This is a genomic window from Flavobacterium sp. SLB02 (assembly GCF_009664855.1).
Taxonomy (GTDB): domain Bacteria; phylum Bacteroidota; class Bacteroidia; order Flavobacteriales; family Flavobacteriaceae; genus Flavobacterium.
Genome location: NZ_CP045928.1, coordinates 5,706,376 through 5,726,121, shown reverse-complemented (window position 1 = coordinate 5,726,121; position 19,746 = coordinate 5,706,376). Strand labels below are relative to the sequence as shown.

The following is a 19,746-nucleotide window of genomic DNA, read 5'->3' as shown; positions in this document are numbered from 1 at the left end:
AATGAAGAAAATATTTTTATTATCGTTGCTTTCCATATCATTCTTCGTTAGCAGCCAAACACTTTACATCAAAACCTACGGAAACAAAAATGACAAACCTATTATTTTTGTTCACGGCGGTCCAAGTGGCAATGCTACACTTTTTGAAGGTAGTAATACTGCTGAACAACTTTCGAAGAAAGGCTTTTTTGTCATTGCTTACGATCGAAGAGGCGAAGGAAGATCTACAGACCCTAATGCTACATTTACTTATGTAGAAGCTTTCGAGGATTTAAATTCTATTTATAAAACGTACCATCTCAAAAAAGCCACACTTCTTTCTCACAGTTTTGGCGGACTGGTTGCGACTTTATATGCTGAGAAATATCCTCAGAATATCAATGCCCTGATTCTTGCGGGAGCTTTATTTTCGCAGCAGGAAACGTATAATCATATTCTGGATTCGGTTAAAAAAATATATACCAAAAAGAATGATTTGGCCAAACTCGACAAAGTGGCTCTTGTAGAAAATCTTAATAAAAATTCGGCTGAATATCGAAAAGGATGTTTTGAATTGGCGGGTGAAAATAATTTCTTTAAAATGCCACATCCAACTGAAGAATCTAAAAAATTATACGCTGATTATGATGCAAGTGATTTTTTTAAAACCAACAATAGAAATAAAAATGCTCCCCTACTTTTCTATCAAAACGAAAAGAAAAACAATATAGACACCAGATCATCTATAAAAAAAATAAAAGCCGAAGGCATTCCTATTTATGCGATTTACGGCAAACAAGATGGTGTGTTTTCAACAGAACAAATTAATTCTATCAGGAATTTAGCCGGTAAAAATCATTTTGCTTTATTGGAGAATTGCTCACATTATCTCTTTGTAGACCAACAAAAAGAGTTTCTTTCAAATGTTAAAAATTGGATAAAGTAAGTTTGGTTTTTAATGGATTTTCATTTCTTTATAAGAAATTTTCTAAATGAAATTCACGAAACTTTTACCTTTATTTCTGATTGCTTTTAACTCATTCTCACAGGAAAAAACCATTTCCGGCGAAATAAAAGATTCCCAAACTAATTCGACTTTAGAATATGTAAATATTGGCATCAACAATAAAAATGCAGGAACGGTTTCAAGTTCAAAGGGAATTTTCAATTTAAAACTTAACGATAAAGTTGGTGCTAATGACACCATTGTATTCTCGCACGTGGGTTATAATTCTAAAAAAATAATTGTAAATCAATTAAAGCAAGAAAATAATCTGATCCTTTTAGAACCTTCAGATAACATGCTGAAGGAAGTTGTTATAAAGTTCAAACAGCCTAAACCCAAACAATTTGGCAGAAGTGCCAAAGGCCTTTCACTAATGCATTCTAATTTTTACTATGCTCTTGATAAAGATGTTGATGACCGGTTAAGCCGCGAAAAAGGAATGAAATTTAAAATCAAAAAAGACTGTAAGTTGAGTGATTTTAATTTTAATATTACTACAAACGAATTCAAATCAGTCAAATTCAGATTGAATTTTTACAAAATAGAAAACGACCTGCCAACCAACCTCATTGTGAATAAGGATATTATTTTTGAAGTAAAAAATGGGTTTCTGGGTTTATACACTTTAGATTTAAAACCTTTTGATATTTATCTTGATAAGGAAATGGGAGATGTTGCCGTAACAATTCAATGGATTGAAAGTGTAAAAACCAATGAAAAAAGCAAATTCTTTGCTATTTCGACAGCCATGTCAGCTACCGAAACCAGTTTTTACAGAGAAAAGAACATGAGCAATTGGTACAAAAGCGCCCAGAGTCTGACTTTCTACCTCAACGCAATGTGCCAATAGCAGCATTTAATTTATACCCTAATTATCGATTAACAAAAAAAAATCTTTTTTATGATTTTTTTATTTAGAATTAATATAAATAATATTTATATTTGTTAAAATAAAGGAATTTATAATGAGAGAAATAGAACAATTATACCACAACAACTTCGGTATCGCCTTTTATTGGAAAAAGGACAACGAAATTATAACTGATAAAATACAATTGGTTTTTAAGGAAACAGGATTCTATTTTACAGTACAGGAATTAAATTATTTTTGTGATTTAATCGAGGACAGCATGATTGAAAATGCTTGTTGTGAAGCTTGTGAATTAAAAAACTCATGTCACAAATTTCTACTTAAAACTCCGTGTGCAGCGATAGATTTAGCAGTTTCTGTAAAAGAATTAAAATCGATTAAAGATTTGGTCGAAGGTTCTTTATTCAGAATTGAGCTTGACGAATATGTTTATGGAGTTGGCTTAAATTAAGAAACATTCTAAATATTTTAACAGCATTTTTTCATTATTGAAATATATTTTGATTTTCTTCAAAAAAAAGTATATTTACAGCAATGAAAAAAACCAGAATACTTTTTATCCTTATAGTTTTGGCAGTTTTCTTTTCGAACTGCAATAATGAATCCGACGAATATATTGATCCGCGAGGTCCTGATTACGCGGGTTCAGAAAGCTGTATTCAATGCCATAAGACACAATACGATATGGCTTTAAAAAGTGCTCACTTTAAAGCAACTGCACCTGCCATTTCAGGAAATGTTCTGGGCGATTTCGACGAAAAAAATCACACTTTTATTTACGACAAAGACACTAAACTGGTCATGGAAAAACGCAATGACAGTTTATATCAGGTTTTATATAAAAACGGAAAGGAAGTTCAGGCACATCGCTTTGAAATAGTTTTTGGCACTAAGAATGCGCAAACATCGGTTTATTGGCGAGACAACAATACCTACGAATTACCACTTTCTTATTATAACGCTATAAATAGCTGGGCAACAAGTCCGGGATTTCCAGCTGATAAACCTTATTTTGACCGAAAGGTTGTAAAAGATTGCTATGCCTGTCATAGTTCGAACATAAGGAGCAGAAGTGTAAATCAGAACCCTGAAGAGGTAAATTTTCTATCTGCAGAAGTTGAAGATGTAATTGATAAAAAAACAATTGTTTACGGAATTGATTGTGAACGTTGCCACGGACCTGCTAAAAAACATGCTGATTTTCATCTGAAAAATCCAAACATAAAAGTAGCCAACAGCATTGTAAGCTATAAAACATTAAACAGACAACAAAAGTTAGATGCTTGTGCGCTTTGTCATTCCGGAAATGACGGAATGAAAATGAAATCCCGTTTTGATTTTAAGCCCGGAGATAATTTATCTGAATTTTACAGAAGTACCAGAAATCCTAACGACACAACATTTGACGTACATGGAAATCAATTTCGCTTAATGTCACAAAGCAAATGTTTCATCAAAAGCGAAAAAATGGATTGCATTACCTGCCATAATCCACATGAAAATGCTTCTAAAAATTTAGCCTCCTATTCTAAAATTTGCGTGAGCTGTCATCAGGATTTAAAACACAATGCAACAACGCTAAAAACAATGTCAGGAAGTTTACTGGCTAATAATTGTGTAGAATGCCATATGCCTAAGAAGATGTCTAATGCTATTAAATTTCAAATTTCGAACAGCAAAGAAATGTCAAATTATATTTTAAGAACACACAAAATCGGGATTTATTCAGGCAATAAAAAATAGTTATTCCCCGAATTTTTTAAGTTCAAAAGTGTCTCCGTCAAAAACTCCATAAGTAAAATAACCAATCCAGTCGCCCAGATTTACATATTTGGCATCTTGTCCTACTTCTATTATCATAGGTAAATGACGGTGTCCGAAAATAAAATAATTATAATGTTGGGTTTCGAGTTTGCGTTTGGCGTATAAAACCAGCCATTCGTTCTCCTCGCCTAAAAATTTTACATCTTCGGCACCAGAAATCAATTTGTTTTTAACTGATAAATATTGGGCTAAACTTACGCCAACATCGGGATGTAACCAACGGAAAAGCCATTTCGAAAACGGATTTGTAAATACCTTTTTCATCCGCTTATATCCTTTATCGCCGGGACCTTTTCCGTCACCGTGACCAATCAGGAATGTTTTTCCGTTAAAAGTAAATTCCTTATTATCATGATACACCGGAATATTCAATTCAGTTTGAAAGTAATCGTTCATCCATAAATCGTGATTTCCCACGAAAAAATAAATCGGGATTCCGCTATCACGAATTTCAGCCAATTTGCCCAGAACGCGTACAAAACCCTTTGGAACAACTGTTTTATATTCGAACCAAAAATCGAATAAATCACCTAATAAAAAAATAGCTTCCGCATCCTGTTTCACCTCATCCAGCCAGGCCACAAATTTTTGTTCACGCGGCAAACTCAACTCAGGCGTTGGAGCACCAAAATGCTGATCAGAAGCGAAATATACTTTCTTCATTGAAGTTATGAGTTAGGAATTACGAGTTATGAGTTAGGTTTCTTAACTTGGAATTTGGAATTTAAAAAAATTGGAATTTCTAAACATTATCACTTGCATACCATTCTGCAAACGATGATTCTGTTTCCTGAAGTTTAAGAGAGAAAAGAGAGATTTCTTTTGGCAAACGCGCAATGATTCTATCTGCAAAATCAACCACCATGTTTTCGCTTGTTGGCTGATAATCTACTAAAATTACGTGATGACCACGATTTTTCAATTCATTAGCCAATTCGATATGCGGCGTAGTTTCGTTAAAAACCGTTGCATGATCAAACTGATCGACGATTTCTTCTTTTACAATTTTCTTTAAGTCCGAAAAATCAATTACCATTCCGAATTTTACATTCGATCGATCCGTGATTGGCGAACCAATAACCGTTACCGATAATTTATAACTGTGCCCGTGAACGTTTTTGCATTTTCCATCGTAACCGTACAAAGCATGCCCGGTTTCGAAACTAAATTGCTTTGTAATTCTGATATTACTCATCGATTTGAATTTTAGGTTGCAAATTTACAAATTAATAACCGTTTTCATCTCTTTTTTTAGCTCTGTTATACATCCAATACGCAATTCCTATTAAAACGACGAAAGGAATAAACGATCCGATGATAACTCCTATCTGATAACTGCCATCAGGAGCGGTTTTTATTTTCTATGCAACATCTACGTGCTGAAATAATGAAATGATATACATATTGATAATTTTAAGCTAAAAAATTCCAATATTTAAATCCCAAATTCCAATAGCGAACTCAATACTATTGGAATTTGGAATTTCCTATTTGGAATTCTATTTTTTAAATTGCGTTAAAGCCTTTCTCGAAAAATCAGATAAAACCAATTTCCCGGTAATCGAGGCACGTTCGATCAATAAAGATTCCCAATGCTCCGTTCCTTCCCAAATAATTCTTTTCATTTCTTGTAAAGCTTCAGGATTGTAAGAACTCAATTTTTGAGCAAAGTCTGCAACAGCAGTATCCAGATTTTCTGCATTATGAATCTCAGAAAATAATTTATTAGTTAATGCCCACTCTGCCGATTTCCATTCATGCGCTGCCAAAGTCATTTCGGCCATTGCAGCTTTTCCTATTTTGCGTGAAACGGCAGGCTCAATCACAAACGGACCAATACCAATCGCTAATTCTGATAATTTTACAGCGCTTTCAGGAGTTGCCAAAACATAATCGCAAGCCGATATAATGCCGACACCACCGCCAACAGCTTTTCCCTGAACACGGCCAATAATGAGTTTAGAACAATTGCGCATGGCATTTAGCAAATGTGCAAAACCAGAGAAAAATTCTGTTCCCTGCTCCTCATTTTCTACTTGTAGAAGCTCATCAAAAGAAGCACCGGAACAAAACACTCTGGATCCCTCGCTTTGTAAAATAATAACAGAAACAGTTTCGTTAAGGCTTAAAGAATTGATTTCGGCTGTTAATCGATCCAACAATTCTCTTGGAAAAGAATTACTCGCCGGATGACCAAATTGTACTGTTGCAACTACATTATTGGAAATAGTTTGTAAAGAACCGTTTTGATTTTCTGAACTCATAAAAATAGATTTGATCGTAAAGTTACGGTTTTGAAAAATAATTTTGCCTGAACGCGATTTGAAATTTGTTTTTTGAAAATTAATTGACTTTATTTGCTATCGCTTTGGGGGATTAGCTCATTTGGCTAGAGCGCTTGCCTGGCAGGCAAGAGGTGATCGGTTCGAATCCGATATTCTCCACAAATATTTCACAAAAAAAAATACCCAAACATATCTTTATGCTTGGGTATTTTCATTTATAGAAACTATGTTTTACGCTTATATCTTATTCTCAGCTACACTTAATAAATATTATATTGGATCTGTCAAAATACTGAACAACGCCTGCAAGATCATTTAAACAGCAGAAGTATGTTTACCAAAATCGCTAAAGACTGGGAATTAAAACATTTTGAAACTTTCCCGACTCGAAGCGAAGCCTGCAAAAGAGAATTACAAATTAAAAAAAATGAAAAGCAGGAAATACATCTAAACCTTAATACAACAAAAGGCTAGAGTATCCCGATGCATCGGGAAGGTGACCGGTTCTCCCGATGAATCGGGACGATATTCTCCACAAAAATTATCAAGTCTATAAATCTTAGTATTTATAGACTTTTTTATTTCTATTAAATCCTCTCCAAAATAAAACTCAGGCCTGTTTTATAAAAGATAAAATTTAACTTCTTACGTTTCATCAAATTATCTTAATTTAACCTCTGTAACAATTCTTTAAACAATTCGTCTATATTTTACAGTAAGCAGCATAAAATTTAGCATAAGAAAACATTTTGCTTCATTTACAAAACACACAACCAAAAACATAAACCAAAACAAACCGAATGAAAAATAAATTTTTACTCTCACTTTTATTTTTAACGACATTAGCATTTGCACAAAAAGCAACTTTTAAAATTAAATATTCTGAACAGTTAGCTGTTTTTGTTTTTCTACAAAATCTTTCTGAAAATTATCCTGAAAATGTTTTCAAAACTGAATTCCAAAAGTCAAAATACAACATAGAGAAATATAAAACGATCATTTCAAACTTTGACAAATTAAATATTTATTACAGTTATCGGTTTGACGAATATCCTTTTGGCTCAAAAAAGACCATGCAAACAGAAGATCTCGTACAAAAAAACCTCATTGAAACCAATAATCTAACAGATTTTAAAGTTCGTTCCATCGGGTTTATTCCTAGTAAAACATTGAGTGAATTTGCCGAAGCCATTTTAGAATTTACGCCAATTTACAACGAACTAATCTACAACCCAAATAAAGAAAAATTCGAAAAGCAAGTCGGGGAAATAATAAAATATTCGAACGATCATACTATCGAAAATTATTTTCAAATGGGCTTATTATTTTATAATTCAGGTTGGGACAATTCAATTCCTTTCGAAATAGCTTTTTATCCGCTGCCAAATTCTCAAGGATTTACAGCACAGGCATTTTGCAACAATTTTATAAGCGCCGTACAAACAGACTTAAAATCGCATAAAGATTTATTTAGTGTCATGCTTCACGAAACCTATCATATCATTTACGACGAACAATCGCTTGAAGTAAAAACAGAAATTGATCGCTATTTTAAAGAAAGCAAATCAAAATGCAGTAATTATGCCTATCAACTCATGAATGAAGCTTTGGCAACAGCATTAGGAAATGGCTATGTTTACGGAAAATTAGATGGACAAATTGATTCTGGGGATTGGTATAATAAAAAATATATTAACCTGATGGCAAAACAAATTTACCCATTGGTTACAGAATATATTGATCAAAAGAAACCAATGGATAAAAATTTCATTGACCACTACATCAATCTTTATGAAACCAACTTCCCAAACTGGATAAATGAACTTGATAATATAATGAGTTATCGTTATGTCCTTACTGAAAATATCGAAGACATAAATGCCATAAGAAAATTGTACCGTTATCGTTCCAGAACCGAAGGAGAATATGAAATTACAGAAAATAGTATTGAAAAAATGAAAAAAACATCGCTCTCAAAAGTGGTTATCATTTCAAAAAATAGTACCGAAAAGATAAAATTGTTAAAACGTGAATTTCCAGAATTAAAAAACTGGAAAGTTAACGCCAACAAGGAATTTGCAAACATGATTTTATTAAATGATAAAAGTCAATTGATTGTCCTCAACCAAAAAACATCGACAATTGAAACGCTTTTTAAATCCATAAAATAAAGATTAATAAGCCCAACCGTTATACAAAATTCTAAAATCAAGAAATCAAGAACCAGCTATCAATTGGTTCTTGAAACATTTTAGAAAATCAATACTTTTTTGTTCCCTTATCTCTTTACTATTTTTGTAAATTGTCGTAAACTATTACAATCAAAACCTTTACATTCTCTTTTATAGATTTCATCTTCATTTATTTGTTTAAAATAAATAAGACATGAAAAAACTAATTTTATTATTTGCTTTAATCTTTATTACTTCTTGTTCTAAAGATGACACAATTCATGAAGAAGACCAGTTCAACGATATTACTTACATATATTTCGATCCTCCAACTTGGTTATTGGGAACATGGACTAACATTCAGGGTGACAAAATAACATTCACATCAAATAATGTAATTTTTAACGAATACGGAAATCCTATTTATTCTGCCAACGAAGAGATCGCTTATTACGAAGAGCATTTTGGAAATCCAAATATTCAGGAAACTGCCTACGCTAATTACTACAGTTTAAAATACAATTACAATATCGATTACCGAATGAAATTTACTATTATTCAAATATCTCAAAGACAAATCGATGTTTCAGGTTTCTTTACGGGAACATTTACAAAACTTTAATTATTTCAATAATTAAAACTTAAAAACCCTTGTAGGGCACATTCTACAAGGTTTTTTAGATTTTATTCAGATCACTATTTGTTACTTTTCATTTGCCGCATCATCAAAATTCGGTTCATCTTCTTCAGGTTTCTTAAAATCATTATTCAACAAGTCTGTTAGTTTCTTTTTCTCTTTCTGGTTCTTTTTTGTAGTAAACACAATTAAAACAATTACAACTGCAACTACAATTCCTATTATACCCAATTGATTTCCATGACTTTATTTTTTTATTAAAGTTAAGATTTTAAACTTATAGAATATTACCAAAAGGTTAAGTCTTAGCGTTATAAAAATCAGGAGCAAAAGTTTTGTTTTCAAAACACCAATTGTCCCGCTGCACACTATATCTTTTTATCCGCAAAAAAGCGAATAAAAAGGATGCCGTTTCCATCGGGGCTCTAGATTAGAAGTTTTGTTTTTTTGTCAGAAATCTTTTTTATATTTAAATTTTATAAAAGGATCTTTGTCCTGAGCCTTTTCAAATTTCCAATCAAAAAATAAAACACCAAACATGCTCCAAATAAACAAAATGCTTAAAAATCTAAAAAAAACTTTATCAATTGGACTAATATTCTTCATAAGTACCTTTTTAGAGATTTACTGGGCTGTTGGCGAATTTTCCGGACGAATGTCAAGTGGCAATCCCGACGCTTCATTTTTTGATGATGCTTATCTGATGTCGCTGTTTACAACGATCTTCCTGACAATTTTATTTCTTTTTCTTTCCCTGATTAAAAACATATATTTTAAAGTCACAATTCAATTCATATTCTTAATTCCAGTTTGGTTTTTCTGGAATTATACCGTTTTTGTCGATCGCGAATCGTCTTGGAGTACTTATCGTTTCAACGAAGAACTTCATTACATCCTTTCGGTTTCAATTTTGCCTGTTTTGGTTTTATCAATTCCCACAATATTTGGTTTAAATTATATCTTAAAAAGTCATGAACCAAAATAAAAAATCTACGATAGTTTTAAGAGTTTATCTCATTCTTACTTTGCTTCTGGCAACAGATTGCCTGTTGTATTATTATAAACTTATTAGCTTACGAGGCTATTACAGCGATGTGGTTCTGTATTGGCTGTGGTTTTTGACCAACTTTGTGGTGATTGTGATATTTTGGAAAAAAATTATGGCAAAATTACTTTTGGGCGGAATTATATTAGCCATCATACTCAGTATTTTACCGCTAATGATGCCTTTTTACGCATGGATCCTTTCGACCACATCATTAGGATTAAGGATAGATAAAAATCTAAATGAAAATTACAGGGCACAAATTGTAAGTTATAGTGCAATGGCGCCACCATGGCTTGAAGTAATAGAAAAACACGGTCTTTTTGAAAAAAGAATATTAAAAAGCACAGATTATCAACTTATGAACGATGATCTAAATATAAAAATCAGAACAGCAAAAGATATCATCTTTAATCACGAAACCGACAGCACACTTACCCTTACCTTATTTTATGGAGGACCAAACAAAACCATTACCTTCAATAAAAATACAGGCGAAGTCTCATCAATAAAAAACAATTGAATTGAACAAAAACAAAACAATATGACACTATTACTCCGTTGGTTATTACTGCCCATACTAGCACTAATTGCATTACTATTCTGGAAAGGCAGTCCACTGCTTATAAAATCGTCATTATTAATTATTCCGTTGGTTCTCATTGTTAGCTGGTTTGCGCATGAAGGAGCCTTTAGCGGAAGCGGCGGATTAGCAAAAATGTATGGTCTATTGACCTTAATAGCCTTTTTATTATGCTATGAAATTGGGTTATTATTACATCGTTTTTATCTTGCAAAAAAAAGCATCGATACCATACAAGACGATGTATTGCTAATTATCGGACTGGTTCTCTTAATACTCTCATTCGTATTTTTTCTAATTGTAATTTCAAAATAGAAGATTTGCACTTTTTCTATCCTATAAAATCAACTTTAAACCCAATCACATTTTATGAATCTTAAAATACCTGCAATTCTAAGTGCTTCATTTCTTTTCCTCTTGTCCTGCAACGATAAGAAAGAAACTAAAAACAACAAGCCACAATCAGACAAAACCGCAGCAGCCCAAAATGATACTGTAGAAACTGAACAAGCACCAAGAAAAGAAAGCATCAATTTATTTACCCTTACTTACAGAGACAGCACCGATGTAGCTTTTGTTTCCCTTTCAGATATTTATCCTCTCGACGATACCGCTTCAGACACTCTTGCCTTGCCCAATATTGAAAAAATGGAAAAAAAGGCCGCAAAGTATTTCACCCTAGATAAAAAATACAGAAATCGTTTTTTATCTAAAACCAATATTTCCGAAACCGATTCTTTGTTTGTCTATGATTATGCCAAAAACAAATTGGCTTCATTTGCCATAAAAAATCTTAAAGCCGCTGCATGGCTAAACGGTTATTCATCCGAAGAGGACTGGCCTTATCCCAAATATTATTATATGATTGGGTTTGAAATCAGTAAACAAAGTTTAAAAGGTTTTAGCGATTATTATTCTGATGTGATCGTTTATGCAGGCAAAGAAAATCCGTTTGCAAACGAACCATTAAAACCAATTGTCTGGAAAAAAATCCCTGGTAAAGAATATCCATCTAAACCTATGAAAAAAGAAGATCGTGAGATCTTAAAAAGCACCGTTGCTGGCAATACGTATTTATATAAGACAGATACTTATCAATATTTTTTACAAGACTACCTCGATAGTGATAAAATAATTTATGCCAGACGCCTTTTAGTAACCTATTCGAAAACCAAAGAAATCATAATCGAAAAGCTCTACAGCCAAAGCGAAGGCACCTCTCCCGCTCCACTCAACGGCGAAAACGGAGACGACTCATATGATCAATATACAGGTAAACTCTTTAAGAACAAAGCGCCAGTTGTATTTGGCTTTCAATATGAATCTTTCGGATGTCCTGCCATTTCGCTTATCGACAAATCAAACGAAGACATTTATATTCAATGCGATAACCGCCATTAAATTGATAATTTAAAAAATCAGGAGCAGAAGATACGTTTTAAAAAAGACCAATTGTCCCGCTCTCGGATATATCTTTTTATCGGCAAAAAAGCGGATAAAAAGGATACTGCCTCCATCGGGGCTCAGATTAGGAGTTTTAGTTTTTATCAGAACTTTTCTTTAGTTTTATTACCCAATAATTTTATTTAAAAACATTTCTATGAAAATTTCTTTCTGGCTTTATTGTTCAAACCCAGAAGTCTCATTTGATTTTTATCAAAAAGTTTTTAATCTCAACAACAAAACCTTTACCAACAAAGCAAAAACTTTCTTTGTACCAATCGATGATCATTCCGAATTAAAAATAAGCACTTTGCAAAAACCTGCCAACGAAGGAAATATCGAAATAAACGAAGCAGATATAAATGACATTTATAATCGCCTTATAAAAAACCAGCTACCGCAAAGCGATGAATCAGACGTCGAAAAATTACCGCGCGGTACATTTTCAGGCCCTTGGGATTATCCTGGCGGAAAAGCGCTCTTTCTAAAAGATCCCGACAATCATTTTATTGTTTTTATGGAGTGGTGATTTAATAATCCCGATAGAGGAGATTTGTAACCCGATCGAGTAAAGCAAATTGAAAATTCTAGTAAATTTATCAATATAAAAAAATCAGAATGAAATTTTTCAAAAAGAAAAAAATAAAAGAAGAAGAAGAAGAAAATAATTTTAATGATTTTCCGCCAATTGGAGGACTTATGGTATCAAAAATGGTTGTCGATGAAAACATTAAACCTGGATTTTTATATCGTGAAAAAAGGACACGACCCGAAGATAGCGGCTGGAGGATTTTAACAGGATTTGAATCCCCGGAATACAATGATGATCCTGAAAACATTGGCATCTACAAACCTTCAACCATTCTAAAAATAGATCCTTCACTTAAGGATATTTTATTAAAAGGAGTTGGTTCTGTTTACGAAAGAGAAAAAGATGATTCTGAATGGTACAAAGTTACTGATTTTGAGCTGGAAGATGATTATATGACCACTCATAGACTTACTGAAGATTGGACAATTGAGATTAATAATCTCTTTGAAAGAACAATTGAAGAAGATGGGACCTTATATTATACTACAGAAGACAAATCTATTAGATTAATCATATGGAATTCAGAGAAAAACAAAGAAGATCTTTATGAAGAACAGAAACAAAATCTTGAAAATCGAGATCAGACAAAATCTAAAACATTAGACAAATTTGAGTTTTCTGATAATAAAGTTTCAAGAATAGGTTATCTAATAGAAGAAAATAATGAACGAAAAATATATTTTGTCCTTTTTGGCTTCTCTATAATTGACAAAGAAGTAATTCAAGCAGCATTCTACTTTGATGATAAAACAGATTTTGACTGGGCATTAAATACTTGGAAAACATTAAGCTGCAAGAATGATACTATGTAATACCGAAAAATCCGATAGCGCTAATTTTCAATCTGTACCCGCAAAGAGAATAACTAACGAGCCAAAACCGTAGGCTTTTTAGACTTAACATAAATTAAATCCGGTTCATTATCCCAGGAAATTACCAGACTGTCTTTTGTTGCTTTTTTAATAATTCCTATATATAATCTATCAGGAGAATAAACAAAAATGGTGTCATTGTTATAACTACAATCAGAAACTTCGCCATTACTATCATTTATAAAATAATCAGAATTGATTTCTATTTTATTAAAATCACCCTTCTGGCGAGATTCCCACTTGCCATAACAATCGGAATTATTTAAAGGTTCTCTTTTCTTTCCAAAAGTCAAAGTAAACACTTCTCCTCTGGAGAATTCGTTTAATTCTTTATTCTCTATTTTACTAAAAAATGCCTTTTTATCGTAGATTTTTAGTGCTTTCGAATTACTATCTAAAATTGAAATTTTAAAATCTTTAGGAAAACCTATTAATGTATCGGCAATATTCAAAGGCAATGTCAAATATCGTTCAGCTCCTTTATTCAACACAATCGAGCGTCTCACACTATGCTTTTGTCTTAACAGCCATTCATCATTTACTTCCTTTACAATACTTATAGAATCAGATGCTTTAAAAACTAATCTATGCTCTTTTTCATCCTGACTAATAAACCTTTTGTTATTATCTATAAGAATTTTAATCTGTTGATTTTTATACGTCGCAATTTCATTTTCAGAAAATTTAAAATTTATTAAAACCGTTATCTTTTGATCAGATCGATTGTTCAAATACAGATGTGAAAAACCATCGTCAAAGGTTTCGGGCTCCTGTGGCTTAGAAGTTGCTACAAAAGAGAAACAAGAAAGAAGAAAAATCAATTTTAGAAAAACGGGCTGAACTTTATATAGGACAGATTCTTGCTTTAATAACCAAAACGAAACCAGAATACTTATCAGGGCAATATTATCTGAAAAATCTACAACGCGATATAAACCAAAAAAGTCAATAAAAGCTTCTGAAAAAGGGCTTTTCCAAAAAACAAAAAATAAAGCAACAGCAATATGAATTTCTTTGATTCTTTTTGGAAAAAGCACACTCCAAAAAAACGGAAAAGCAAGAAGTCCCGCAAAATCAGATAATTTTCCCGTGAGATAATTATGAAAGACGGTTTTTAATATGAAGTCATTTAAAAGAAGAATCAATAACGAAACAAGAAAACCAGGATGCGCTAATCTATTTATTTTTTTTATCATATTTGATTTGACATTATTGATTAACTCCAAGTAACTTATATCCCTTATTCGAAAAGATTTAAGTTCAAAAAACCTTTGCGTCTTAGTACCTTGGTGGCAAATACTAATTCAACAAATACCCAAATCGTATCGATCCATAAAAATAACCTGAATTGGTATTTGTTTCCGGATCTCTTAATTCTCGTCCTCTATAAATAAATGAATACGACATATTGAAGTTATTGTGACGGTATTTTAAACCAAACTCTGCATTAAAACGCAGTGGTTCGAGCTCAAAAGTTAAAGGGCTTGTAGTACTAAACATGCTTCCTTCGATCGTAGCGTCATAAAACTGATAGTTGACACTAGGCATCACGTAAAAGTAAAATTCTCTGATATTGTATTGCGGCTGCAAACTTACCGAAGCATCATGCAAATTCGAATCGTAAATTGGGAGTAGCTTTTTGAAACCAATTCGGGTTAAAAATCCTGTAGAAACTCCTGTAAAAATAGTTCCCAGATTAGCTTCTGACTGAAAATGAAGATCTATAAAATCATTGTGTTTTGATGGAAACATTTTTTTCGAATACATCACATGCACCTGAACAGCAAAAGCATTATTCAACTGATTTTCCCAGCCAAAAACTTCTTTATATCCAATAATATGATGAAAACTTTCCTGAGTTTCTTTCCCTAAAGCATTCGGCCCCATAAAACCCAACTGGAAATCGGTTTTCAAGACTGATTCGCTTTGGTAAAAAAAGCTTCGGCCCGCTTCTGCAAAAAGATATCCTGTAAACGGACGATCATTTATGGTAACCGCTTCGGCGTTGATAAATCTCGGATTATAGATATATTGCCCAATACGAAATTCGGTAATTTTCTTGTTGATTTTAGAGTTTTCATTTTTCGATAAAAAGCGATAAAAAAGCTCTAAACCATTGGTATAATACATATCATTTTTAGACGACGTATATAAATCGTTGTCGGTAATAAAACCAATCTCTGTTGTTTTTGCCTGACCAAAAGCCAAAGCCGATGTCAATACTAAGAGCGCAATAAATGATTTTTTATTGCGCATGATAATTTATTTTTCCAACGGCGCGCATTTCACGAACAATTCTCTCTTTCCTTCTGTTAATATAACTAGAAGATCCTGTTGCCTTAAACTTTCTTGGGTTGGGCAATATGGCAGCAATTCCCGCTGCCTGCATTGGCGTTAAGCTAGATGCATCCCGACGATACCAATGTTCTGTAGCAGCATACGCTCCGTACACTCCATCGCCCATTTCGATACTATTCAGATATACCTCCATAATACGTTCTTTACCCCAAATTACTTCGATTAAAACTGTGAAATAGGCTTCTAATCCTTTACGGAAATAACTTTTACCCTGCCATAAAAAGACATTCTTGGCAGTTTGTTGCGAGATCGTACTTCCACCACGGATTCGGCGTCCGCGTTCGTTGCTTTTATACGCTTTTTGAAGCGCTTTAAAATCGAAACCATTGTGCTTCAAGAAAGTTCCGTCTTCGCTTGCGATCACGGCTTTTTGCAAATTCATCGAGATTTTCTCTATTGGTTCCCAATCGTGATCAAAATAAACTTCTTTACCATCTAATTTATTTTCGACGGCACGAATGAGCATCAAAGGTGTAAATGGTACCGGAATATATTTAAAGAATATGACTGATGCGATCGAGATCCCGAAGAACCATAGACATAGTTTAATAAAAAACCATTTTACTTTTTCACCAAAAGAGCGATTGCCTTTTTTTGATGCTGTTTTAGGTTTTGGTTTCGGTTTGTTTGCGGTTGTTGTTTTTGGTATTGGTTTTTTGGTTACTCCCATTATATTAAATCTGCTAATTCTGTTCCTATTAAACTCCCAATTGCTACTCCCATTCCGCCTAAACGTACTCCACAAAACACGTTTTCAGACAATTGGGTCACAACAGGATTTTTACTGTTTCCCATTCCCATAATCCCACTCCAACGATGGGCAATCTGGAAATCCTGATTTGGTAAAATTACATTTTTAAGTAAATCCTCCAATTTATTTTGCACAATTTTCGTCTGCCCAAATTCGGTTGTATTTTCAGCATCAAAATCTAAGTTCCTACCTCCTCCAAGTAAAATCCTGTCGCCTATATTTCTGAAATAATAATAACCGAGATCTAGGTGAAAAGTGCCTTTTATATCTAAATTCTGAATAGGTTCTGTAATTAAAACCTGCGCTCTTGCCGGCTGAACAGCGCCTTTTGTTATTGCATTTGCAAAACCGTTTGTTGCAAAAAGTATTTTTTGAGATTTAAAACTAAAATCATTCAGAACAATTTCGACCTGATTTCCTAAATCGGCGTATGCCGTTACGGTTTGTTGGTTCAGTATTAAAATATTTTCAGAAACGGCTTGTCTCATCAATTCCTGCATCATATTTCCAGTATCGATCTGAGCTTCAAACGGATTAAAAATTAAATATTCCTGAATATTATCAAACCCAAATCGATCCACTTCTTTCGAAAAAACATCGGCTTTAAAAAGTGGTTTTAAAATTTCGTTGATAAAAGGCAATCTCGAAATGCATTCACTAAATACGTTTTCGTCTTCTTTCAGAAACAATTCATATCCGCCGTGAGGTTTAAAATCAATTGCAGCATCTCCTAACCTTTTTCGAAGCAATTGCAAACCTTTCCAACGTTTCTCTATCAAATTTATTACCTCTTCTTCTGAATGTGTTTTGAGATCTTCCAAAATTTCAGAAAGACTTCCGAAACAGGCAAAACCAGCATTTTTGGTACTCGCGCCTTGAGGCAGCATTCCTTTTTCTAACACCAGAATTTTCGCCGCAGGGAATCTTTCGCGCAAGCGTAATGCAGCATGTAATCCTACAATACCACTGCCTACAATAGTATAATCAACATTTGTGAACCAATTTTTAAGTTCCCAATAACTTAATTCCATTTTGCCTTAAATTAAATTCCAATCTTTTAAATTCCAAATTCCAATTTAAGAAATAAATTTAAAACTTTATTTTCAATCGCCAGGAATTCACGAATTTTCATTTTCAAAGATTATCAAAAAGAAATCATGAATCCGTGGAGGAAAAATTTTTCGATTTTTAATTTTTTTTTGGGATTTGGAATTTAACTATTTGGATTTATCATTGTACTGATTGGAATTTGGAAATTATTTTTTTGGTATTTATTTTAACTAATTGGTATTTAAATGTTGTATTTTTAGCCTCACGAATATTAGAATTTTATTATGAAAAAAGTATTATTTACAACCTTAATAATGATGAGTTTAAACGCTATCGGGCAGAATGTGATGTCTCCGGAATTGTTATGGAAATTAGGAAGAGTAAGTGCTCTTGGACTTTCGAAAGATGCGAAGAATGTTGTTTTTAAGGTTTCGACTCCTTCGATCGAGGAAAACAAATCGTCTTCTAAGTTTTACATTATCCCTGTAAATGGCGGAAATGCAACTGAAATTAAAGACACAAAAGAAATCCTGCCGGACAAAAATGTTTCGCCTGACGGAAAGTTTTTAGTGTACAATGAAGAAGTAAAAATTGACAAGGTTTTAGGTAAAGATTTTTATCCAAAACTGGACAAATCTGATGCTCAAATTTACGATGGTTTAGATTATCGTCACTGGGACACCTGGAATGAGGGTAAATTCAACCACGTTTTTTATAAAGAAAACAAAGACGGCGCAAAAGGAATTGACATTTTGAAAGGAGAAAATTTTGATTCTCCGCAAAAACCTTTTGGTGGCGACGAAGATTATATCTGGTCTCCTGACGGAAAAAGCATTTTGTATGTATGCAAGAAAAAAGCAGGAACACAATATGCGATTTCTACCAATACAGATATTTATGAGTACCATTTAGAAACTCAAAAAACGACAAACAGAACCGAAGAAAACTTAGGTTACGATACGGCACCTCAATTTTCTCCAACAGGAAATTTAACCTGGCTGCAAATGAAACGTGACGGTTATGAAGCGGATAAAAACGATATTATTGTTGATTTTAAAGGAATCAAAACCAACTTAACAGCAAACTGGGACGGAACTGTAGATAATTTTATCTGGAGTAAAGATGGTAAAAACGTATTTTTTGTAGCTGCTGTTGATGGTACAAAACAATTATTTACAGTAAACTTTCCGGGATTAACCAGAATTGCGATTCAGGTTCGCCAATTAACCAAAGGAGATTTTGACGTAAATGATTTGGTAGGTTTTGCCGGCGATGACATTATCGTAACAAGAAATGACATGAATCACGCTCCGGAAATTTATTCTTTTAACTTAAAGAAAAATAGCTGGAAACAATTGACGAATGTAAATACTGAAACTTACAAAACATTAGCATTAAGCAAAACAGAGAAACGTTACGTTACAACTACTGATGGTAAAAAAATGTTGGTTTGGGTAATTTTACCTCCAAATTTTGATGCCACTAAAAAATATCCAACTTTATTATTCTGTCAGGGTGGGCCACAAAGTCCGTTGACACAATCGTATTCTTTCCGTTGGAATTTCCAGTTAATGGCTGCTAAAGGTTATGTAGTGGTAGCACCAAACCGTCGTGGAATGCCAGGACATGGTGTTGAATGGAACGAACAAATTAGTAAAGACTGGGGCGGACAAGTTATGGACGATTACCTTTCCGCAATTGATGATGTATCTAAAGAAAACTACGTAGACAAATCTCGTTTGGGTTGTGTGGGTGCAAGTTATGGTGGATATTCAGTATTTTATTTGGCTGGAATTCATAAAAACCGTTTCAAAACGTTTATCGCTCATGATGGCGTTTTCAATACAGTAAGTATGTTAGGAACCACCGAAGAGGTTTTCTTTAACAACTGGGATTTTGGTGGCCCTTACTGGGAAAAAGACAATGCTGTAGCTCAAAAAGCATATACTACTTTTAACCCTGCAACTTTGGTACAAAACTGGAATAAACCTATTTTAATTTTCCAGGGAGGAAAAGATTATCGTGTACCAATTGGGCAAGGACAAGAAGCTTTTCAGGCTGCTCAGTTAAGAGGAATTAAATCTAGATTTGTGTATTTCCCTGATGAAAATCACTGGGTTTTACATCCTCAAAACGCTCAGGTTTGGCAAGGTGAATTCTTTAAATGGTTAGACGAGACACTTTAGTCAAATAATTTAAACATAAAAATAGCCGTAGATTTTATAAAATCTACGGCTATTTTCTTTTTTAGACCTTTTAATTATGTAAAAGATTAGCAT

Annotated in this window: 22 protein-coding genes and 1 tRNA gene; 15 read left to right on the top strand and 8 right to left on the bottom strand. The window is 33.2% G+C overall.

Annotated features, from left to right (window positions below; all coding sequences use genetic code 11):
- The first annotated feature begins 1 nt into the window (after window position 1).
- The 4 genes from GIY83_RS21810 (at window position 2) to GIY83_RS21795 (ending at window position 3,599) form a co-directional block, all read left to right on the top strand.
- Entirely contained in the window at window positions 2-925 is a 924-nt protein-coding gene (locus GIY83_RS21810; protein WP_208683434.1) for an alpha/beta hydrolase, read from the top strand.
- 46 nt (window positions 926-971) lie between these two features.
- Window positions 972-1,835 (top strand): carboxypeptidase-like regulatory domain-containing protein, encoded by an 864-nt coding sequence (locus GIY83_RS21805; RefSeq protein WP_194617704.1) that lies wholly within the window; start codon window positions 972-974, stop codon window positions 1,833-1,835.
- A gap of 115 nt (window positions 1,836-1,950) precedes the next feature.
- Complete coding sequence (locus tag GIY83_RS21800) at window positions 1,951-2,307, top strand: hypothetical protein (protein WP_194617703.1); 357 nt, start codon at window positions 1,951-1,953, stop codon at window positions 2,305-2,307.
- 83 nt (window positions 2,308-2,390) lie between these two features.
- Window positions 2,391-3,599: a cytochrome c3 family protein gene (locus GIY83_RS21795; protein ID WP_208683432.1), complete on the top strand. Its 1,209-nt coding sequence runs from the start codon at window positions 2,391-2,393 to the stop codon at window positions 3,597-3,599.
- Here the strand turns inward: GIY83_RS21795 and GIY83_RS21790 are convergent, their stop codons facing one another.
- The 3 genes from GIY83_RS21790 to GIY83_RS21780 form a co-directional block, all read right to left on the bottom strand.
- Window positions 3,600-4,343 carry a UDP-2,3-diacylglucosamine diphosphatase gene (locus GIY83_RS21790; protein WP_208683430.1) on the bottom strand — a complete coding sequence of 248 codons (744 nt, stop codon included), beginning with the start codon at window positions 4,341-4,343 and terminating at the stop codon, window positions 3,600-3,602. It lies immediately after the preceding gene.
- A gap of 79 nt (window positions 4,344-4,422) precedes the next feature.
- Complete coding sequence (locus GIY83_RS21785; RefSeq protein WP_194617700.1) at window positions 4,423-4,875, bottom strand: 6-carboxytetrahydropterin synthase; 453 nt, start codon at window positions 4,873-4,875, stop codon at window positions 4,423-4,425.
- Between the two features lie 304 nt (window positions 4,876-5,179).
- A complete protein-coding gene (locus GIY83_RS21780; protein WP_208683428.1) occupies window positions 5,180-5,944 on the bottom strand; it encodes an enoyl-CoA hydratase/isomerase family protein in 765 nt (254 codons plus the stop codon).
- Between the two features lie 106 nt (window positions 5,945-6,050).
- On the opposite strand from GIY83_RS21780, the gene GIY83_RS21775 reads away from it, so the two are divergent.
- From GIY83_RS21775 to GIY83_RS21760, 4 genes are all read left to right on the top strand, one after another.
- Window positions 6,051-6,124: transfer RNA gene (locus GIY83_RS21775), tRNA-Ala, on the top strand.
- A 171-nt stretch (window positions 6,125-6,295) separates the two neighbouring features.
- Complete coding sequence (locus GIY83_RS25025; protein WP_229029151.1) at window positions 6,296-6,439, top strand: hypothetical protein; 144 nt, start codon at window positions 6,296-6,298, stop codon at window positions 6,437-6,439.
- A 326-nt stretch (window positions 6,440-6,765) separates the two neighbouring features.
- Window positions 6,766-8,136 (top strand): hypothetical protein, encoded by a 1,371-nt coding sequence (locus GIY83_RS21765; RefSeq protein ID WP_208683426.1) that lies wholly within the window; start codon window positions 6,766-6,768, stop codon window positions 8,134-8,136.
- 214 nt (window positions 8,137-8,350) lie between these two features.
- Entirely contained in the window at window positions 8,351-8,758 is a 408-nt protein-coding gene (locus GIY83_RS21760) for a hypothetical protein (protein ID WP_194617696.1), read from the top strand.
- Between the two features lie 81 nt (window positions 8,759-8,839).
- Here GIY83_RS21760 and GIY83_RS21755 read toward each other — a convergent pair whose 3' ends face one another.
- Window positions 8,840-9,004: a hypothetical protein gene (locus GIY83_RS21755; protein ID WP_208687268.1), complete on the bottom strand. Its 165-nt coding sequence runs from the start codon at window positions 9,002-9,004 to the stop codon at window positions 8,840-8,842.
- Between the two features lie 325 nt (window positions 9,005-9,329).
- Between GIY83_RS21755 and GIY83_RS21750 the strand changes: the two genes are divergently transcribed.
- The 6 genes from GIY83_RS21750 to GIY83_RS21725 all read left to right on the top strand — a co-directional run bounded on the left by GIY83_RS21750 (window position 9,330) and on the right by GIY83_RS21725 (window position 13,248).
- Window positions 9,330-9,758 carry a hypothetical protein gene (locus GIY83_RS21750; RefSeq protein WP_229029150.1) on the top strand — a complete coding sequence of 143 codons (429 nt, stop codon included), beginning with the start codon at window positions 9,330-9,332 and terminating at the stop codon, window positions 9,756-9,758.
- On the top strand, window positions 9,745-10,341 hold the full coding sequence (locus GIY83_RS21745; RefSeq protein ID WP_208683422.1) for a hypothetical protein: 597 nt from the start codon (window positions 9,745-9,747) through the stop codon (window positions 10,339-10,341). The genes GIY83_RS21750 and GIY83_RS21745 overlap by 14 nt, the downstream gene beginning before the upstream one ends.
- Window positions 10,342-10,362: 21 nt before the next feature.
- The gene (locus tag GIY83_RS21740) at window positions 10,363-10,716 is read left to right on the top strand and encodes a hypothetical protein (RefSeq protein ID WP_194617692.1); all 354 of its coding nucleotides are present in this window, start codon (window positions 10,363-10,365) and stop codon (window positions 10,714-10,716) included.
- A 54-nt stretch (window positions 10,717-10,770) separates the two neighbouring features.
- The gene (locus GIY83_RS21735; RefSeq protein ID WP_208683421.1) at window positions 10,771-11,802 is read left to right on the top strand and encodes an oxidoreductase; all 1,032 of its coding nucleotides are present in this window, start codon (window positions 10,771-10,773) and stop codon (window positions 11,800-11,802) included.
- A gap of 199 nt (window positions 11,803-12,001) precedes the next feature.
- On the top strand, window positions 12,002-12,373 hold the full coding sequence (locus GIY83_RS21730; RefSeq protein ID WP_208683418.1) for a VOC family protein: 372 nt from the start codon (window positions 12,002-12,004) through the stop codon (window positions 12,371-12,373).
- A gap of 89 nt (window positions 12,374-12,462) precedes the next feature.
- Window positions 12,463-13,248 carry a DUF2185 domain-containing protein gene (locus tag GIY83_RS21725; RefSeq protein ID WP_208683416.1) on the top strand — a complete coding sequence of 262 codons (786 nt, stop codon included), beginning with the start codon at window positions 12,463-12,465 and terminating at the stop codon, window positions 13,246-13,248.
- A 53-nt stretch (window positions 13,249-13,301) separates the two neighbouring features.
- On the opposite strand, the gene GIY83_RS21720 is transcribed toward GIY83_RS21725, so the two are convergent.
- From GIY83_RS21720 to GIY83_RS21705, 4 genes are all read right to left on the bottom strand, one after another.
- Window positions 13,302-14,504, bottom strand: coding sequence for a hypothetical protein (locus GIY83_RS21720; protein WP_208683414.1), 1,203 nt, complete (start codon window positions 14,502-14,504; stop codon window positions 13,302-13,304).
- A gap of 103 nt (window positions 14,505-14,607) precedes the next feature.
- Window positions 14,608-15,564 carry a lipid A deacylase LpxR family protein gene (locus GIY83_RS21715; RefSeq protein WP_208683412.1) on the bottom strand — a complete coding sequence of 319 codons (957 nt, stop codon included), beginning with the start codon at window positions 15,562-15,564 and terminating at the stop codon, window positions 14,608-14,610.
- Entirely contained in the window at window positions 15,554-16,336 is a 783-nt protein-coding gene (mtgA, locus tag GIY83_RS21710; protein ID WP_208683410.1) for a monofunctional biosynthetic peptidoglycan transglycosylase, read from the bottom strand. Before mtgA ends, GIY83_RS21715 begins: the two co-directional genes overlap by 11 nt.
- The gene (locus GIY83_RS21705; RefSeq protein WP_208683409.1) at window positions 16,336-17,448 is read right to left on the bottom strand and encodes an FAD-binding oxidoreductase; all 1,113 of its coding nucleotides are present in this window, start codon (window positions 17,446-17,448) and stop codon (window positions 16,336-16,338) included. Before GIY83_RS21705 ends, mtgA begins: the two co-directional genes overlap by 1 nt.
- A gap of 303 nt (window positions 17,449-17,751) precedes the next feature.
- Here GIY83_RS21705 and GIY83_RS21700 point away from each other — a divergent pair, with 303 nt between their 5' ends.
- Complete coding sequence (locus GIY83_RS21700) at window positions 17,752-19,653, top strand: S9 family peptidase (RefSeq protein ID WP_208683408.1); 1,902 nt, start codon at window positions 17,752-17,754, stop codon at window positions 19,651-19,653.
- Window positions 19,654-19,746 lie beyond the last annotated feature (93 nt).

Coding starts and splice junctions, on each gene's coding strand:
- GIY83_RS21805 (WP_194617704.1), top strand. CDS start 972: ATGAAATTCACGAAACTTTTACCTTTATTTCTGATTGCTTTTAACTCA.
- GIY83_RS21730 (WP_208683418.1), top strand. CDS start 12,002: ATGAAAATTTCTTTCTGGCTTTATTGTTCAAACCCAGAAGTCTCATTT.
- GIY83_RS21785 (WP_194617700.1), bottom strand. CDS start 4,875: ATGAGTAATATCAGAATTACAAAGCAATTTAGTTTCGAAACCGGGCAT.
- GIY83_RS21740 (WP_194617692.1), top strand. CDS start 10,363: ATGACACTATTACTCCGTTGGTTATTACTGCCCATACTAGCACTAATT.
- GIY83_RS21735 (WP_208683421.1), top strand. CDS start 10,771: ATGAATCTTAAAATACCTGCAATTCTAAGTGCTTCATTTCTTTTCCTC.
- GIY83_RS21715 (WP_208683412.1), bottom strand. CDS start 15,564: ATGCGCAATAAAAAATCATTTATTGCGCTCTTAGTATTGACATCGGCT.
- GIY83_RS21745 (WP_208683422.1), top strand. CDS start 9,745: ATGAACCAAAATAAAAAATCTACGATAGTTTTAAGAGTTTATCTCATT.
- GIY83_RS21780 (WP_208683428.1), bottom strand. CDS start 5,944: ATGAGTTCAGAAAATCAAAACGGTTCTTTACAAACTATTTCCAATAAT.
- mtgA (WP_208683410.1), bottom strand. CDS start 16,336: ATGGGAGTAACCAAAAAACCAATACCAAAAACAACAACCGCAAACAAA.
- GIY83_RS21810 (WP_208683434.1), top strand. CDS start 2: ATGAAGAAAATATTTTTATTATCGTTGCTTTCCATATCATTCTTCGTT.
- GIY83_RS21705 (WP_208683409.1), bottom strand. CDS start 17,448: ATGGAATTAAGTTATTGGGAACTTAAAAATTGGTTCACAAATGTTGAT.
- GIY83_RS21765 (WP_208683426.1), top strand. CDS start 6,766: ATGAAAAATAAATTTTTACTCTCACTTTTATTTTTAACGACATTAGCA.
- GIY83_RS21800 (WP_194617703.1), top strand. CDS start 1,951: ATGAGAGAAATAGAACAATTATACCACAACAACTTCGGTATCGCCTTT.
- GIY83_RS25025 (WP_229029151.1), top strand. CDS start 6,296: ATGTTTACCAAAATCGCTAAAGACTGGGAATTAAAACATTTTGAAACT.
- GIY83_RS21760 (WP_194617696.1), top strand. CDS start 8,351: ATGAAAAAACTAATTTTATTATTTGCTTTAATCTTTATTACTTCTTGT.
- GIY83_RS21720 (WP_208683414.1), bottom strand. CDS start 14,504: ATGATAAAAAAAATAAATAGATTAGCGCATCCTGGTTTTCTTGTTTCG.
- GIY83_RS21795 (WP_208683432.1), top strand. CDS start 2,391: ATGAAAAAAACCAGAATACTTTTTATCCTTATAGTTTTGGCAGTTTTC.
- GIY83_RS21700 (WP_208683408.1), top strand. CDS start 17,752: ATGAAAAAAGTATTATTTACAACCTTAATAATGATGAGTTTAAACGCT.
- GIY83_RS21750 (WP_229029150.1), top strand. CDS start 9,330: ATGCTTAAAAATCTAAAAAAAACTTTATCAATTGGACTAATATTCTTC.
- GIY83_RS21725 (WP_208683416.1), top strand. CDS start 12,463: ATGAAATTTTTCAAAAAGAAAAAAATAAAAGAAGAAGAAGAAGAAAAT.
- GIY83_RS21790 (WP_208683430.1), bottom strand. CDS start 4,343: ATGAAGAAAGTATATTTCGCTTCTGATCAGCATTTTGGTGCTCCAACG.